14 protein-coding genes are annotated in these 16,486 nt (G+C 52.9%); 1 reads left to right on the top strand and 13 read right to left on the bottom strand.

The genetic code is table 11. The features are described 5' to 3' along the window. Positions 1 to 18: 18 nt before the first annotated feature. The 13 genes from yycI to A8990_RS19360 form a co-directional block, all read right to left on the bottom strand. On the bottom strand, positions 19 to 735 hold the full coding sequence (yycI, locus tag A8990_RS19420; RefSeq protein WP_116190710.1) for a two-component system regulatory protein YycI: 717 nt from the start codon (positions 733 to 735) through the stop codon (positions 19 to 21). Between the two features lie 69 nt (positions 736 to 804). Then, a complete protein-coding gene (locus tag A8990_RS19415) occupies positions 805 to 2,304 on the bottom strand; it encodes a YycH family regulatory protein (protein WP_116190709.1) in 1,500 nt (499 codons plus the stop codon). After that, positions 2,304 to 4,142 (bottom strand): cell wall metabolism sensor histidine kinase WalK, encoded by a 1,839-nt coding sequence (gene walK, locus A8990_RS19410; protein WP_116190708.1) that lies wholly within the window; start codon positions 4,140 to 4,142, stop codon positions 2,304 to 2,306. Before walK ends, A8990_RS19415 begins: the two co-directional genes overlap by 1 nt. Continuing rightward, a complete protein-coding gene (gene yycF / locus A8990_RS19405; RefSeq protein ID WP_116190707.1) occupies positions 4,139 to 4,915 on the bottom strand; it encodes a response regulator YycF in 777 nt (258 codons plus the stop codon). Before yycF ends, walK begins: the two co-directional genes overlap by 4 nt. A gap of 184 nt (positions 4,916 to 5,099) precedes the next feature. Continuing rightward, a complete protein-coding gene (locus tag A8990_RS19400) occupies positions 5,100 to 6,617 on the bottom strand; it encodes a M23 family metallopeptidase (RefSeq protein WP_116190706.1) in 1,518 nt (505 codons plus the stop codon). Positions 6,618 to 6,751: 134 nt separating this feature from the next. Next, positions 6,752 to 7,468 (bottom strand): hypothetical protein, encoded by a 717-nt coding sequence (locus A8990_RS19395; protein ID WP_116190705.1) that lies wholly within the window; start codon positions 7,466 to 7,468, stop codon positions 6,752 to 6,754. A 137-nt stretch (positions 7,469 to 7,605) separates the two neighbouring features. Then, complete coding sequence (locus A8990_RS19390) at positions 7,606 to 8,892, bottom strand: adenylosuccinate synthase (RefSeq protein WP_116190704.1); 1,287 nt, start codon at positions 8,890 to 8,892, stop codon at positions 7,606 to 7,608. Positions 8,893 to 9,081: 189 nt separating this feature from the next. Then, positions 9,082 to 10,446, bottom strand: coding sequence for a replicative DNA helicase (dnaB, locus tag A8990_RS19385; protein WP_116190789.1), 1,365 nt, complete (start codon positions 10,444 to 10,446; stop codon positions 9,082 to 9,084). Positions 10,447 to 10,480: 34 nt separating this feature from the next. Further along, positions 10,481 to 10,924, bottom strand: coding sequence for a 50S ribosomal protein L9 (gene rplI / locus A8990_RS19380; RefSeq protein ID WP_116190703.1), 444 nt, complete (start codon positions 10,922 to 10,924; stop codon positions 10,481 to 10,483). Beyond that, a complete protein-coding gene (locus A8990_RS19375; RefSeq protein WP_116190702.1) occupies positions 10,921 to 12,882 on the bottom strand; it encodes a DHH family phosphoesterase in 1,962 nt (653 codons plus the stop codon). The genes rplI and A8990_RS19375 overlap by 4 nt, the downstream gene beginning before the upstream one ends. A gap of 19 nt (positions 12,883 to 12,901) precedes the next feature. Further along, positions 12,902 to 13,816, bottom strand: coding sequence for a DUF2232 domain-containing protein (locus tag A8990_RS19370; protein ID WP_245996110.1), 915 nt, complete (start codon positions 13,814 to 13,816; stop codon positions 12,902 to 12,904). A 148-nt stretch (positions 13,817 to 13,964) separates the two neighbouring features. Further along, positions 13,965 to 14,405 carry a CBS domain-containing protein gene (locus tag A8990_RS19365; protein ID WP_116190700.1) on the bottom strand — a complete coding sequence of 147 codons (441 nt, stop codon included), beginning with the start codon at positions 14,403 to 14,405 and terminating at the stop codon, positions 13,965 to 13,967. Positions 14,406 to 14,470: 65 nt separating this feature from the next. Further along, on the bottom strand, positions 14,471 to 15,559 hold the full coding sequence (locus tag A8990_RS19360) for an LCP family protein (RefSeq protein ID WP_116190699.1): 1,089 nt from the start codon (positions 15,557 to 15,559) through the stop codon (positions 14,471 to 14,473). Between the two features lie 203 nt (positions 15,560 to 15,762). Here A8990_RS19360 and A8990_RS19355 point away from each other — a divergent pair, with 203 nt between their 5' ends. After that, positions 15,763 to 16,110, top strand: coding sequence for a DUF4870 domain-containing protein (locus tag A8990_RS19355; protein WP_181909676.1), 348 nt, complete (start codon positions 15,763 to 15,765; stop codon positions 16,108 to 16,110). The last annotated feature ends 376 nt before the right edge of the window (positions 16,111 to 16,486 follow it).

Here is a 16,486-nt window from a genome sequence, read left to right as displayed (position 1 = left end):
CCTCTATCTGTACTGCCTTTATTCCGTTACAACTTCCCCGCTGATCGCATTCATATAGTACTGCCCGCCGTCTTCCAGCAGCACGCGCCAAGTCGGAGCCGATACCTGCGTATCCGAGTTGAATATCTGCCCGTGATACCCAAGCTTAATCTCTTCTATAACCGCGCCGTTCTTCAGCTGGTTCTCGATGAGGCTTGTGACCACCTTCGTAGCCGATAGCACCGATTGCGCCGCCTGCTTGTCCGATGGCAGCAGCTCAATCAAGTCCTGCTTATACGCCGTAATCTTCTGATTGCTGTAGAAAAGCTCCAGCTTCACATCGAACATCGGACGACCCTCGGCCATCCGGTAGAGAATAAACTCATTCTCCAGTACCGCGCCAAGCGTATATTCATCAAGCTCCGGAATAACGCCGCCAAGACTCGCCTGCAGCTCCTTATCGACGAACACGACCTTACTGTCGACCGGCGTCTTCAGCTCGTGCCGCTCCCCTTTGCCAAGACCGACCTTCACCTTGTACGTCAGATCGTGCAGCGCCGGCGTCTCCGACGGGATGCTCGTCCCAAGCTTGATCTTCTTCTCTTCCATGAGCGCCTGCGTCTCAGGCCGCAAATCGCCTACATCGGCACTCGTGCGCAGCCCTTCCCGGATGTTGGACCAGAGCTGGTAGCCAAGCACGAGATTTAGCAGCAGAAACGCAAAAATCAGCACACTCTTCGCCCTGCCCCAGTCCATCCCTTCAACTCCTTCAATGAGCATGCCACCTGAAAATAGTACCGTCCGCTATACCTGCCACTGCCAGCATTATTTAGAAGCGGTCGACGTTCCTTCATCGTTGTGGTCCGCCGTCGCGCCGCCGCTTTCATTCGCGGCGCTCCCCGCATCGCCACTTCCGCCGCCCGGCAAGTTCAGGCGCCCGTCAGTCAGACCGATGCCCCCGCCGCTGCCTGTCGTAGGCGTGTCCTTCACAAGCGGCGCACCGCCCGGCTCACCCGGCTGCGGCTTATAACCGCCCGGGATCGCCTTCAGCAGTACCGCCTGCGACCCGTCGAGCAGCCGCACCGCCCATACGGGCGCGAGCAGCATCTTGTTCTTGTCTGCCGGCGAAGCGAGCAGCGCCGGATAGAGCGCGGTCACTTCGAGTCTGCGCGAGTAATGCTCGAGCGCGTTCTCGACCATATCGCCGCCTGGCAGCCAGCGGATATCCCGCTTCTGCGGCTTCTTCTGCAGCGTCAGCAGCGATCGCTCGTACTCGGAGACGACGCCCTGGAGCAGACGCAGCTTCATGCTGCCGAACAGGAACGGATCCTGCGGAATAATCGGATACGAGCCGTAGTACTGCTGGAATCGCAGCACCTGCACGCTCTGTTCGAACGAGCCCGCATGCACGAACCGGTGCATGCCGTCCCAACCGCCGTGCTGGTTAATGAACTGAATGGCTGCATACACATTTTGACTCTCATTGTCTTCTTGGCCTTGCAAGGCAACCGGGTCGGTATAACTGATCCATCGCCCGTTCTGCTCGACCTGCAGGCCGCGCTTGCCGTCCGTATAAATCTGCGTGCCGCTGCGATCGCTAATTTCTCGCGTCACGCCGGGATCAACGAACAGATAACGCTGCATCTGCTCCGGCGAATAACTGTCATAGCCGACCGTCGATTGCATCGATTCGATCGGTCCGTCCGGAATATACATATCGTCGCCGACTTTGCGATAGCTCACTTGATACTCGCCATAACCGACATACATCTGCACGTCTTGGGCGGTCAAGTCGGCTTTTACCGATTCATAAACCGTTATATTGTCCGTGCTGAAGAAGTACGTGCGCACCTCGTCACGGTCACTGCTCTTGTAAATCCAGATGCGATTGATCACGTCGTTCATGAAGTCCACGTCGCCCTCGAGCTTCAGCACCTTGCTGAGCAGCTCAACCGGCACGCCGCGCCCGAACCGAAGCTCAAGCCCCTGATCGCGATCGCGGATATCCTCCCAATCGACGACAACGGCTGGGCTCCGCTGGAACCCTTTGAACTCACGGCTTTTGATTTTGCCGAAGATCAGATTGTAGAAGTTGGTCGCCGGATACAGCACCGTATGCTTCCCTTTGCCGAGATGCAGCACCATATCTTCCGGGAAAATAACGTTCTCAACCTTCTCCTCTTGCCCCATCGGTTCCGGCTGCACATAGGGCTGCAGCGGCGACGCAGTCACACCGAGCCCAGGCATGCTGTAGGCAAGCAAATAACTTTGAACCAAACTCATAATAACGAGCGCTGTCAGTACAATCGTCTTCAGCTTGTCCATTACGTGCGCTCACCTCCGCTCACCTGTGTCGGGAGGATGGCTGTTACCGTTGTTCCTTCGTTCAGCTCCGAATCGAGCGTAATGGTACCGCCATGCGCCTTCACAATTTCCCGGGCAATTGAAAGCCCTAAGCCTGTCCCGCCCATGTTGCGGGAGCGCGCTTTATCAACGCGGTAGAACCGGTCGAAGATGCGGCCCAAATCCCGCTTCGGAATCCCAATGCCCGTGTCCTTCACGCTGATCGCAATGGAGGCGGGCTCGATTCGGCGGGCCGCGAGCTCAATGCGTCCGCCATCAAGCGTATATTTGATCGCATTGGACACAAGGTTGTCCAATACTTGATCGATCTGATCCCGGTCGAGCCATACCGACGTAATCGAATCCTCGACCCGCACGGTTGCCCGAATCGCCTTCTTGCGCAGCTGGAAGGAGAAGCGGTCAGCCACTTCCTCCAGCATATCCGGCACATTGGTCTGCTGCCGGCGCAGCGGCGCCTGGTTCGAGTCCAGACGCGACAAGTGAAGCAGATCCGTGACGAGCCGGATCATCCGCTCGGTCTCGTTGCGGATAACACCGACGAAGCGCTGTCCGAGTTCACGCTCATCCATCGCGCCGTCATCGAGCGCCTCCGCGTAGCTCTTGATCGTCGTCAGCGGCGTCCGCAGCTCATGCGATACGTTCGCGACGAACTCGCGACGCGACTGCTCCAAGCGCTCTTGCTCGGTAACATCTTGTAATACCGCGATCGTACCGGATATGCCTTGGTCGCGCCGGTGAATCGGCGTCATCGTAAGACGCAGCAGCTCTTCTTCCTCTTCGCCTTCCGTCTGCACCTGATACAGCGCCGCCGATTGCTCGCCGCCTTGCAGCATGGCCGCAATTTGCGCCTCATCCATGCTGAACAGCTCACCGAGGCGGATGCCTTCGCAATCCTCCCGGCGCAGCATTTCCTGCGCCCGCCGGTTCGTAATCATCACGACGCCGCGTTCATCTGCCGCAACGACGCCGTCGCTCATGTTCGCGAGAATGGAGGAGATCTTCTCCTTCTCCTCTTCATTGGCCGACAGCGCGTCGCGCAGGCGCAACGTCATATCGTTGAACACTTCGCTCAGACGGCCGATCTCGTCATTGCCGAGAACCGGCACGCGTTGGTCGAATTGACCCTCCGCGACGGCAGCAGCCTGCCTGGTCAGTGCTTTTATCGGGTTCGTAATGGTCGTTGCCAGCAAAATGCCGAGCACGCCCGTAAGTCCAAGCGCGAACAGCATCCCCGACATGAAGATCCGGTTAATCCGGTCAACCGTCGCATACAGCTCTTTCATTGAAGCGACGAGGTAGACCGCGCCTACGATCTTATCGCTATAGACAATCGGCTTGGCGATAACCTTCTTGCGGATACCGTCCTCGTCGATAATCTCTTCTTCATTGTCGCGAATGTTCTGAAGCGCGCGGCTCACCACGAGCGACGTATTCTTCTTGCCAATGTAGGACTGATGGGATTGCAGCGACGTCGCAAGCACTTTGCCGCTCGCATCGAGTATTTGAATCTCGGCTTCGCTAATGCTGAACAAGCTGCTTACAAGGACGCTCAGATACTCTTCCGTCGTCTGCTCGCCGGAATTGCCCGGCTGATCCGGCTGGTTAGACAACGTCTGTGCCGAGATTTGCGAGAGCAAGTTCGCCTGCTCGTTCATATTATTCGTGAACGTCGATGTCAGCGACGTTTTCATTGTACTTATGAAATAAACGCCGATCAGCTGCATTGCAATAAGAATGAGCAATACATAGATGATGATCAGCTTTACTTGAATCGTCCGGAAAAAACGTATCCCGTTCATCCGTACCCGAAACCTCCGGACTTCGGATTACGCATCAAATACCCGAGACCGCGCCGCGTCAAAATATATTCCGGACGGCTCGGGTCGTCCTCAATCTTCTCGCGCAAACGGCGAATCGTCACATCGACGGTACGCACGTCGCCGAAATATTCGAAGCCCCAGACCGCTTGCAGCAAATGCTCGCGGGTCATGACCTTGCCGCAGTTGCGCGCCAAGTAATAGACGAGCTCGTATTCGCGATGCGTCAGGTCTAGCGGTTCGCCATCCTTATAGACGACGTACATGTCGGTGTCGATAAACAGGTTGAAGATCGCTAGACCCTGTTTTTCCTCCACACCAGCAGCCGTCGTCGTGCCTGCGCCGGAAGCTGCATTGCTAATTGCCGCAGCAGCTGCAGCAGAAGCTTCATTCTTCGTGCGTCGTAAATGCGCTTTCACCCGCGCAAGCAGCTCTCGCGTGCTGAACGGCTTCGTGACGTAATCGTCCGCGCCCAGCTCGAGTCCGAGCACTTTGTCCAGCTCGGTATCCTTCGCCGTCAGCATAATGATCGGGGTCTGGAGACGAGTGCGCACCTCGCGGCACACGTCCATGCCGTCCTTCACGGGCAGCATCAAATCAAGCAAAATCAAATCAGGCAGCTCCTCGAACGCGAGCCGCACCGCTTCTCCCCCGTCGAAGGCACAGATCACCTGGTAGCCTTCCTTCTCGAGGTTGAACTTTATAATGTCCGCAATCGGTTGTTCATCATCAACTACTAATATTTTACCGTGCATCGCTACACCGCCTGTCGCTTATGCAATCTCTATCTATTTTAACATAGGTAGGACAGCAGTTCCCAATGAAAGTTCCCTCATATCAGGGGAGATTTGGTCATAACTTGTCGGCAATTGCAGCTTATCCTTCATACCCAAAAAACACCACCCGATATCCCTATCAGGTGGTGTCCTCAACGCTCAATTATAGATATTTCAACGGGTTCTGCAGAACGCCGTTCTTATGAACTTCAAAGTGCAGATGCGTACCGAAGGAGTGGCCCGTGTTACCCATTACGCCAATGCTTTGTCCTTGCTCGACGGTCTGGCCCTTCTTCACTTTAAACTTGCTCAAGTGGCCATAGTACGTCTCGTAGCCATTGTTATGATTGATAATGATGCAGTTGCCGAGTCCTGGACGCTGCCCGACGAACGTAACTGTTCCATTATCCGCAGCCATAATATTATGGTTGCCGACCATATCAACCCCGCGGTGAAGCGCTCCCCAGCGCTGGCCGAAATAGCTCGTCAAGCGATGACCAGTAACCGGCCATGAGAAACGTCCGCTGCCTTCATTCAGCACCACTTTCGTGCCCTTCATCACAATCGCCGGAACGGAAGGCTCCAGCACGACCTCACTGATAAGCTCCTCGCTCATCAGATAGCCGTTCTGCTTCACGAGGCGATACACAAGCTGCTTCTTCCCGCTTTGCCCTTCGCGAATAACCTTTTGCTGACCTGCCTTCATGTTGCTGTTCTTCTGCACGACCGTGATCGGATCGATCGATTCCGTTTCCGTCACGTTCTCTACCGTCTGGACAGTCACTTGCGGTTTAAGTACAGTCAGATCAAGTACGTCGCCAACTTTGATCATATCGTCCTTGATCCACTTGTTCCGCTCATAAATAACCTGAGGGGATATGTCGAATTTCTGCGCAATACATCCAACACAATCGCCATCTTGTACGGTATACTTCGTCGGCTTTACAGTTCCCTTAATAATCTGCAGATAAAGTTGCTCCGGATCTGCAATGTCCGTCGGCTGTACTTCCGCCTCTTTAACTGCGACATCTTCGACAATCTTCACCGATTTAAGCGCCGTCTTCGACTTCAAGCTGCCATCGGCAGAATACGACAATGCCGTTACTTCTGCCTTGCCTGCCTTCACTTGCGGCGTGTACTTGTTCTGCACCCGCTTCAGCAGCGCGCTTGCCGTCGCTTTGTCTTTTACGACACCGACACGCTTTCCGTTCACGACCAGCTCAAAGCCTTCAGCGTGAGAAGCGAACATGCCTTCAAGCTTCGACAGTGTAGCCGCTGTGTCCGGCTCGGCTTTGTAAGCGCTTTTAGCCCCAAACGTGATCTTACCCGTTTCGAGGACCATCGTAACATCTTTGTTGCTTGCCGCTATTTCCTGCTTCTTACGGGTAATGAGGTCAGCGACTTGATCCTGCGACTTCACCTCACCAATAAGCGAGCCGTTCTGATATACTTCAACAAAATCTACTGTATGAGCTTTCACATATTGTGTGCCGGTAAATCCGACAATCGCAAGCAATGCCACTCCACTGACTGCAGCGATGAACGGCTTCTTGCGCAGCATCCGCTGCACCGTATTCCCTTCGTTTGCCGCATCAGCATGTCCATGCGCGCTAACGGGTCTATCGCCCCGGATAGATTGAATCAGCTTCCGGAATCGACCCTTATCATTAAAAAAGGCCATATTCGTCTCCTTATTTCGCGATATGTTTCGTAAAATTGATCGTTTTCGACAACAAAATCGTCCATTGTCAGGCTACGAGTTATACTTTAACATAACGCAATATATGGGTTCAACCAAACGGCCTTTAAGTAATATTAATATTTGCTCAGAATTGACAGCATTTCATCATATTCATTCCGGTCCAAATGCTGCGCCATCAGCTGCTGCACCTGCGTCATTTCGCTGTCCGTAAGCCCGCCCTCCATCAGCTTCGAGATCGTCTGCCACGTCTCTTGCGGCAGCTTCTGCATCATCACGCTGAACAGTTTCTCTTTATCTGCATCGCTGATTTGCGATTTCGCTTCATTAAGTTGATCCGTCGTCATCGCCACTTCATCTTGGGATGCATCGGCACTTTCCTGCGACTGCGTCTGGGAATGATCTGTGTTCGTATCGGAACCGGCCGCACTGCTGTTGCCTTTCGGACCTGTGCCTCCCCCGATATCGCTCAGCTCGCCCGATGGCTGTTGATTGAACGCATCCACCGAGTCAGGCTCATCCTTGCCATCGCTGCTGTTCGTCTGTGTCTTATCCGACCCCGAGCTTGTACTCGAATTCGTACTCGAACCGGAGCCTGAATCCGCCGAAGTACCGCCTTTCGACTTCACCGCTGGATCAGCTCCCCACAGCTCTCCCCACACGCCGCTTAGCGCGAACGGCTTCTCATCAAGTGGTATATTAAACTGCTTGAGCAGCGTCTCCACATAACTATTGACGATATATCCGGTCGTCCAAATCGACAAGAAACTGACCAGGAGCGCCACAGCGATTGTCTTGGCGAGCCATCCACCTATTTTCGATAATTTCCACATTTCATTCACCCTCCCTTGAAGGGGCATTTTGCCCATACTTCTTAGTATTTCCCCCCTTTCCGGGAACCATTCATCATTTCTGGCAAAAAGAAAAAGGACAGCGACATTGAAGTCGCTATCCTCTATGCATTCCATTCTTATACGTAGATCGGCACAACCGGATTCGTCTGCTCGCGATTACGTCCAACCGAGAAGATCGCAATCGGAATGCCTGTCAGTTCAGATACGCGCTCTACATAACGGCGTGTATTCTCCGGCAAATCCTCGAGCGTCTTCGCGTTCGAGATATCTTCGCTCCAGCCTGGAAGCTCTTCATAGACCGCTTCGCATTCGGAGATGAGCTTGAGGCTCGCTGGGTAGTGCTCGATGACTTCGCCGCGCAGCTTGTAGCCCGTGCAAATTTTCACCGTTTCAAGACCGGACAGCACGTCGAGCGAGTTCAACGACAAGCCCGTAATGCCGCTTACACGGCGTGCATGGCGGACGACAACCGTATCGAACCAGCCAACACGGCGCGGACGGCCTGTAACCGTACCGTACTCGTGACCCTTTTCACGGATCAGGTCGCCTGTTTCATTGCTCAGCTCTGTTGGGAATGGACCGTCGCCAACACGAGTCGTGTATGCTTTCGCAACGCCGATAACTTGTTGGATCTTCGAAGGGCCAACGCCGGAGCCGATACATACGCCGCCAGCTGTCGGGTTCGAAGAGGTTACGTATGGATACGTACCTTGGTCGATATCAAGCATAACGCCTTGTGCGCCTTCGAACAGCACTTTCTTGTTCGAGTCGATCGCATCGTTCAGAACGACCGAAGTATCCGTTACGTATGGACGAAGAATCTCGGCATGGGCAAGGTATTGTTCCAGGATTTCGTCTGCGTTCAGCTTCTCGCCGCCGTAAACTTGCTCGATCACTTGGTTCTTCTCTGCCACCAGACGGCGCAGCTTCGTTTCGAACTCTTCTGCATCCATCAGGTCCGCGACGCGGATGCCGTTACGAGCAGCCTTGTCCATGTAGCAAGGGCCAATGCCTTTGCGCGTTGTACCGATCTTGTTATCGCCCTTGCGCTCTTCTTCAAGTCCGTCCAGCACAAGGTGATAAGGCATGATCAGATGCGCACGGTCACTGATCTTCAGGTTCTCTGACGAGAAGCCATTATCATGGATATAGTTAATTTCGTCGATCAGGGCAGCTGGGTTGATGACCATGCCGTTACCGATGACGCATACTTTATTCTCATTGAAGATTCCGGATGGAATCATGGTAAGCTTATATTTTTTATTGCCGATCATGATCGTATGGCCAGCGTTGTTGCCACCTTGGTAACGCGCTACAACATCAGCACCATCCGCCAGAAAGTCGGTAATTTTCCCTTTGCCTTCGTCTCCCCATTGGGTACCGACTACTACTACCGTTGACATGGTTATACCCCCATTACAAGTTTTGCAAGTGCACGACTAACATGACTAAAATGGCCGCCAGTTGTTGGCAGCATGTTAAGTGTAGCAGTCCCCCCCTGTAAAGTCAACGAAATTCCGAACGATTGTGGTAGACGTCACACAATCGTTCGGAATTTCAGAAGGGTCGTTATCGGTGCTAAATCGTGGACGTTAGGAGGCCTGTCCAGGCTCCTGGTGCGTACGGTCTAGTCCGACAAACTTATTGAAGCTTTTAAGGAACGCCAGCTCGACCGTACCAACCGGGCCGTTACGCTGCTTAGCAATAATGATCTCGATAATATTCTTCTTCTCGGATTCCTTATCGTAGTAATCGTCCCGGTAGAGGAACGCTACGATGTCGGCATCTTGCTCGATGGAACCGGATTCCCGAAGGTCAGACATCATCGGACGCTTGTCCTGCCGCTGCTCAACGCCCCGGCTCAGCTGCGAAAGTGCAATAACCGGCACTTCGAGCTCACGCGCGATTTGCTTCAGTGTACGGGAAATTTCGGATACTTCCTGCTGACGGTTCTCGCCTGCCTTGCCTCGCCCTGAAATGAGCTGCAAGTAGTCGATCAGAATCATGCCAAGACCGCGCTCTTTCTTCAACCGGCGGCACTTCGCGCGAATGTCCGCAACGGTAATACCCGGCGTATCATCGATGTAGATCTGTGCTTCACTCAGTGAACCAATCGCCATCGTTAGCTTTTCCCAATCGTCGCCTTCCAAATACCCTGTACGCATACGCCCTGCATCAACATTCGATTCCGCACAGATCATACGTTGTACGAGCTGAGCGGCGGACATCTCGAGCGAGAAGATGGCAACGGTCTCTTTGGCACGGACGCCGACGTTCTGCGCCACGTTCAGGGCAAACGCCGTCTTACCTACGGAAGGACGGGCCGCGATAATAATCAAGTCGCTTCGTTGGAAGCCGGCCGTCATCTTGTCGAGGTCGGTGAAACCGGACGGAATACCGCTCGAGCCCCCTTTGTTCGTATAGAGGAACTCTACCTTCTCGAACACTTCCATGAGTACGTCACGAATAGAGATGAAGCCGCTGCTTGATCTCAGATTCGAAATTTCCAAGATCCGCGATTCCGCTTCGCTCAGCAAACTGCCGACATCTTCTGCCGCTGCATAACCATTCGAGACGATATTCGTCGCTGTCCGAATCAAACGGCGGAGCATCGACTTCTCTTCTACGATTTGCGCGTAGTAATCCACGTTCGCTGCAGTCGGAACCGAATTGGCGAGCTTCGCCAAGTAGCTGACCCCGCCGATCTCCTCCAACTGCTGATGGTCCTGCAAATAAGCAGTAAGGGTAACCAAATCGATGGGCTGACTCGCTTCACCGAGCTGAACCATCGCTTCAAAGATCAGCTGATGCGAAGGCAGATAGAAGTCTTCGCTCTTCACCCGCTCCATCGAAGTTATTAACGCTTCCGTCTGCAAAAGAACTGCACCGAGCACCGCTTGCTCTGCTTCCATGTTCTGCGGCGGTACTCGGTCAAACATCAGCTGCTCGTCACTCATCTGGTCGTTTGCTTCCCCCTTGATGAATCGCTTATTATTCTTCTGCTGCATGGACACTCAACTTCGCTTTTACTTCTGGATGCAGCTTCACAGGCACTTGTGTTACGCCAAGTGTGCGGATCGGCTCTTCCAGTTCGATTTTGCGTTTATCAATCTTAACGCCGAGGCCTTCAAGCGCCTCCGCGATTTGTTTGCTTGTAATTGCGCCGAATAGACGACCGCCTTCGCCAGCGCGTGTCTTCACGACCACTTTCATTTCCTCCAAACGAGCAGCAAGTGCTTGCGCATCTTCCTTCTCTTTGTCTTTCTTTCTCTTCTCGGCGATGTTTTGCTGGTCAAGTGTCTTCAAGTTGCCATCCGAAGCAGGCTTTGCCAGATTTTTCGGGAATAGGAAATTACGGACATAGCCCTCTGACAAGTCTTTAACCTCACCCTTCTTGCCTTGCCCTTTCACGTCTTGCAGAAAAATTACTTTCATTCGAATAACCCCTCTTCCTTATCAAGATCATGCAGCACCTGCTTGAGACGCTGCGCAACTTCTATGACTGTACCATCTTGCTGAGCTGCGGCATTCGTCAGATGACCTCCGCCGCCCATGCGTTCCATGACAATCTGCACATTCATATGCCCGAGCGATCTTGCGCTAACCCCGATCAGACCATCGGGACGCTCGCCAATAACGAACGAGGCAAGCACGTCGGTCATGTTGAGGAGCGTATCCGCCGTCTGCGCAATTAAGAGCTGCGTATACTGGCGGCCTTGCTCCGTGACTGCAATCGCAATATGATCGTAGACGATCTCGGCTTGCTTGATCATCTCGGCCTTCTTGATGTACTCGGCGAGATCCTCTTTCATCATCCGCTGGATGAGTGCTGAATCCGCCCCATGACGACGCAGGAACGAAGCCGCCTCAAACGTTCTGGAGCCGGTACGGAGCGAGAAGCTCTTCGTATCGACTGTAATACCCGCGAGCAGCGATGTCGCCTCTCTGACGTCCAGCAGCACGCGGTCGTGGATATATTGGAGCAGCTCGGTAATGAGCTCGCACGTCGAAGACGCATACGGCTCCATATAAACGAGAATTGCACCTGTAATAAACTCTTCGCCGCGGCGATGGTGGTCGACGACGACGATTTTGTCCGTCTGCGTCAGGAGCTTCGGCTCCTTCACCATCGACGCCTTATGCGTATCGACGACAACGACGAGCGTGTTGCTCGTAATGAGTACCTGCGCCTGCTCCGGCGATATAAACCGCTTCGCGATTCGCTCATCCTCGCGCAGCATCTCCATCATCTTCTGTATGGAAGGATTGACGCCTTCCAGCACGATGTACGCTTCCTTGCTGTACATTGTAGCAGCTTTCAGCACGCCGATGGCAGCCCCAATTGCATCCATATCGGGCATCTTGTGGCCCATAATGACGACGCGGTCGCTGTCGCGGATCAAGTCGCGCAGTGCATGCGCCACAACACGTGCGCGGACGCGGGTCCGCTTCTCAACCGCATTGGACTTGCCGCCATAGAACGATTGGCGCTGTCCCAGCTTTACGGCCGCCTGGTCGCCGCCGCGGCCAAGCGCATAATCGAGACTCGTCTGCGTCCAGTGGCCGAGCTCGACAATGCTCTCTGCCCCTGATGCAAATCCGATGCTCAGCGTCATCGGAATTTTATTTTCGGCCGTAATCTCCCGCACTTCATCCAGCAGGACGAAACGCGACAGCTCCAGCTGCTTCAGCGTCTTCTGATCCGTAATCACGAGGTAACGGTCCGAGGTAAGCCGCTTTAAGTATACGTGGAACTTATTCGCCCACTCCGTAATCTCCGCTGTTGCCTTCGACATCAGCGAACTGCGCTGCTGGTCGTCCATGCCTTGCGTAACCTCTTCGAGGTTATCCATCATGACGATGCCCAGCGCCACCTTCTCATCCTCATAGCGCTTCGCGAGCTGCCAGCGCTGCGTAATATCACGGATATAGAGCAATCGCTCGTCGATGCGGAACATAAGCTCATAGACGGAATGGCCAATGACCGCTTCCACCGTGCCTTCCCGCTCCTTCGCCTGCGACAGAGACGGGAACAGATCGTCCAGCGACTCGCCGACGACGGACTCCTTGTCGAGCATGTGCGTGACGAAAGAGTTATGCCACTCGACCGTCTTATCCTCGTTGTACAGAATAATGCCCAGCGGCAGATCGCTGATAACCTCTCTGCCTGCTTTTTTCACCCGGTACGATAACGTCCCGAGATACACCTTCAAATCCCGGCGAAAAGCCCGCTCCGCCATAACGGAGTAGAAGCCGACGGCGCCTGATAACACAAGCCCGATAATGCCAAGCTTCCACTCGTACGCGGCGAGCGTCACCGTTAATAGAATCATTAGCACGAATGCCCACAGATGGTGCATGCCGTGCCATCGTTTGATTAGAAACTTCGGCATCCTCTACACGCCCCTGTAGTTACGATTTCTTAAACGCTTTTCGAATGGGGAATGCGGCATCGAATACCCCTATTAAGCTAAGCGGATGGAGGAAAATCGCAACCAGCACGGACAAGAGCACTGGTACCGCCTTGTTCCACTTTCGCTCATGGGCAATATAGAAGAACAATCCCATCGCTTGAATCGTAAAAGCGATTTGCATAAGCGGAATCAGATTCAGCAGCACGACCGTCATGAAGGACGTTCCTTTATCCGGCGTAATCAAATCCGCCAGAAGCGCAATCAGGTAGTAGAAGACGAAGATTCGCGGCAAACGCCATTCTCTCGCTTTCTGCAGCTTGGCGATCGACAGACCGGACGAACGCAGCGCAGGAGCGGCAATCGCATGTGCGATAACAGCGAGTAAGAAGGATACCGTAATGAAGGCCATCGGTATGGAGTGAATCAAGTATTGGACGTACGTTTCTGTTACTTCCGCAGACCAGACGCTCGGCATAAGCCCGTCAGCCCGCAAGTTTTCTGTCGTCGTTGTAATCATTTTACGAATTTCGCGCAGCAGCGAGAAATCGAACAGCACATCGAACATGACAAGCTCGAGCAGCAGCTCGGCGAGCAATGTCAGCACGGTCGCTGTCAGCACTTTGCGTGCCGATGCGCCGATGCGGTAATAGTGCCCCATCACAATGGAAGGAATGAGAAAAAACAGCCCGACAATCAATGCAGGAAGCCCGAGTATAAGAACGCCAATTCCATATACAGCAGTCATATGCAGTGTGAAGGCCCGTTTAGACAACATCGTGTATAGAATAACAGTCGGAACCATCATGACCGCAGCCGCTAACGTGTTCAATCCGGGTACCGCAATGGAGAGCAGAAGCAGCAGCGCCGCAACGCTCCATAAGATCGACTTTAAGCCGGTTTTCAAGCTGTTCACCTCTTGCAAGTTACTAGTACGACCCTTAAGCTTTACTCCCCATTATAGCATAAAACTTTTGCGGCAACACAGGGGACGTTGTCCAGCCAGGGTATCCCAGTTGACTAGCAAAACGCCGCCCCCATGTGTAGAGGACGGCGATTTTCCATTAGCCAGCAGCCATTTCCTTATTCGATTGTGCGGATGATTGAACGATTAGTGCTTCGCAGTAATCAATGATGTCGCTCCGGCGTACGATGCCGATGAACCGATTCATATCGTCGACGACAGGCACGAAGTTCTGTACTTTCGCAAGCGAGACGAGGTCTTCCATATTCGCGTCGATCTGCACAGCGCGATTCATCAGCCGCATCTGCACCTCCGACAGCTTCACTTTGTTCGTCTGATCGAATGAGACCTGCGGGTTGTTCTTCATATACCAGAGGAGGTCGCCCTCCGTAAGCGTCCCTGCGTAGCCGCCTTTATCGTCTAGAATCGGAACGGCCGTATACCGGTGATGCTCCATTCGTTCTAATGTCTGCCTGAGCGTGGCGTCCATTGTCAGCCATACAACTTCCTGCTTGGGCAATAGGAAAAATGCAATGTTCATGTTTGACTACCCGTCCCTTCTTCTTCATTCCTTTTGCACGAAGAGCTCTGGGCTGCTACTTGCCGTTATTTCTTATCTGCTGTAGTTTTCGATTGGGTCGCGGAAAGCGACTGCACCGGCTTCTTAACCTTTTGCTGATATTCCTCCGGAAGCGGCAGCATTTCTTTTGTCTTCGCCGGATCCAGCCACGCTTTGATAAGTGCTTCAGTCTTCGCCAAGTCGTCATCGTCGGCAAAATAATACCACGCGCCGCCTGCCTTCTTGCGATGACCTTCACCCTTTAGCGTATGGCTGTAAATCGTGCGTTGATCGCTTTGCAGCATACTTTTCGTCAAATCGATCATATGCTGCGGCGTCAGGTCGGTCGAGAAATTTTGGCCCATAATATCAATAAGTTCGGGAATCTTCGTCCACTGGCCGACTTTCGACGCCTTGTTCATAATCGCGTTCAAGAAAATTTGATGACGTCCGGCACGGCTCGTGTCTCCGCCCGCATCTTCGCGGTAACGGACATAATTGAGCGCTTCTGTGCCGTTGTACAACGGTTTGCCGGCCTTCACAACGAACTTCTCATGATCGGGATCATCATTGACGAGATCCTCTGTAATCGGCAGCGAAATGCCGCCCATCGCATCAATGACCTCGCGAAAGCCGGTAAAATTAATTGTAGCATAATGATCGACCCGCGAGCCAAACAACTTCTCGGTAGTTTCTACCGACATTTTCGCGCCGCCGAACGCATACGCATGGGTAATTTTGTCCTGCCATTGATTGCCGGTCTTCGTTGTTTTACCGACGATATCGACGTAAGTATCGCGAGGAATGGACACCATCAGAATGGCGCCATCGACCGGCCTTACGACCGTGTAAATCATCGTATCGGATCGGCCAACTTCCTTCCCCCGCTGGTCCACGCCGAGGAGCAACATGGAGAACGGCTCTTCCTTCTTGTATGCCGTCGGCTCCGGGGTATGTCCTTCAATCGGCTTATACGAGTTCTCCAGCTTCTTCTTCACATTGTCCGACAAGAATAGGTCGAATCCCCACATCGCCAGGGCATTGCGGTTGTAATAACCAGCTGTCCCTGCAAGCACCAACACGACGAGCACCGCTGTCAACCATTTATACAAGCGTGTTCTTTTTCGCTTAATCATGATGTATTGTAACGCTCCTATTCTGTACCAATCATATTTAAACGCAAGCTTCGTTATTTTAAACGATATTTCTGATGCGAAAGTTACAATTGGTTAACAAGTTTCGATTGTCAAAACTAGCCCAATTTAACAATTGTATTACGGCCTGCATAGTTTGCATTTTGCCGGAATACATACCTAGTAAAAGGAGGGTGAGCATCCATATGCAAGCATTCGGAACTGATCCTTCATCCAAGGGGATCGATCCTAAAGTGGTTGGCCTGCTCTGTTATTTGGGCAGCTTCGTAACGGGCATTCTGTTTCTCGTGCTCGAGAAGAAAAGTACATTCGTTAAGTTCCACGCGATGCAGTCCATACTGGTCTCCGTGGTTCTGTGTGTCCTCAATATTGTGCTCGGCTTCATCCCGTTTATCGGTTGGCTGCTTGGGATTTTGCTTGCTCCGCTGTCATTTATATTATGGATTGCATTAATGCTCCTTGCTTTGCAGGGCAAGCGGTACAAACTGCCGTTTATCGGCAATTATGCAGAGGAACAGTCTGGACGATTCTAAAATAAAGACATGAAAAAAAAGGCAACCCCGAGGGGCAATGTCATTAAGTTAACTCAATGACATTGACCGAGAATAGAAATGGAATCCAAAATGGCATGAGGGAAACCCCTGTGCCGTTTGTTTTTTTGGTGCAGTCTGAAAAAAGTGTACAGCAAACAAGCGGATAGACAATCCGCTTAAAAAATGTTCATTCGAACCGATTTATGCTACTCTGTAGACGAAGCTTACAGATGATTTATAGCGTGTTTTGCGCGTATTCTGCTGCCCTGGTCGAATCGGGCGAATCGGCAAAACGTTTCTTCGAATCAGTGCTTCAACATCAGACGGGGGTTCATCGTCTCTTGAGCGCAGGAAATGTCTACAAACATGAACGGCA

This window comes from Paenibacillus taihuensis (genome assembly GCF_003386535.1).
Taxonomy (GTDB): Bacteria; Bacillota; Bacilli; order Paenibacillales; family Paenibacillaceae; genus Paenibacillus_Z; species Paenibacillus_Z taihuensis.
This window is presented reverse-complemented; position numbering and strand designations above follow the sequence as displayed.

What these genes read in the sequence shown, in the direction of transcription:
- A8990_RS19375 (WP_116190702.1), bottom strand. Translation starts at nt 12,882, where the DNA reads ATGCCGAAGTTTCTAATCAAACGATGGCACGGCATGCACCATCTGTGG.
- A8990_RS19415 (WP_116190709.1), bottom strand. Translation starts at nt 2,304, where the DNA reads ATGGACAAGCTGAAGACGATTGTACTGACAGCGCTCGTTATTATGAGT.
- A8990_RS19390 (WP_116190704.1), bottom strand. Translation starts at nt 8,892, where the DNA reads ATGTCAACGGTAGTAGTAGTCGGTACCCAATGGGGAGACGAAGGCAAA.
- A8990_RS19355 (WP_181909676.1), top strand. Translation starts at nt 15,763, where the DNA reads ATGCAAGCATTCGGAACTGATCCTTCATCCAAGGGGATCGATCCTAAA.
- A8990_RS19400 (WP_116190706.1), bottom strand. Translation starts at nt 6,617, where the DNA reads ATGGCCTTTTTTAATGATAAGGGTCGATTCCGGAAGCTGATTCAATCT.
- yycI (WP_116190710.1), bottom strand. Translation starts at nt 735, where the DNA reads ATGGACTGGGGCAGGGCGAAGAGTGTGCTGATTTTTGCGTTTCTGCTG.
- yycF (WP_116190707.1), bottom strand. Translation starts at nt 4,915, where the DNA reads ATGCACGGTAAAATATTAGTAGTTGATGATGAACAACCGATTGCGGAC.
- A8990_RS19365 (WP_116190700.1), bottom strand. Translation starts at nt 14,405, where the DNA reads ATGAACATTGCATTTTTCCTATTGCCCAAGCAGGAAGTTGTATGGCTG.
- dnaB (WP_116190789.1), bottom strand. Translation starts at nt 10,446, where the DNA reads ATGAGTGACGAGCAGCTGATGTTTGACCGAGTACCGCCGCAGAACATG.
- walK (WP_116190708.1), bottom strand. Translation starts at nt 4,142, where the DNA reads ATGAACGGGATACGTTTTTTCCGGACGATTCAAGTAAAGCTGATCATC.
- A8990_RS19360 (WP_116190699.1), bottom strand. Translation starts at nt 15,559, where the DNA reads ATGATTAAGCGAAAAAGAACACGCTTGTATAAATGGTTGACAGCGGTG.
- rplI (WP_116190703.1), bottom strand. Translation starts at nt 10,924, where the DNA reads ATGAAAGTAATTTTTCTGCAAGACGTGAAAGGGCAAGGCAAGAAGGGT.
- A8990_RS19395 (WP_116190705.1), bottom strand. Translation starts at nt 7,468, where the DNA reads ATGTGGAAATTATCGAAAATAGGTGGATGGCTCGCCAAGACAATCGCT.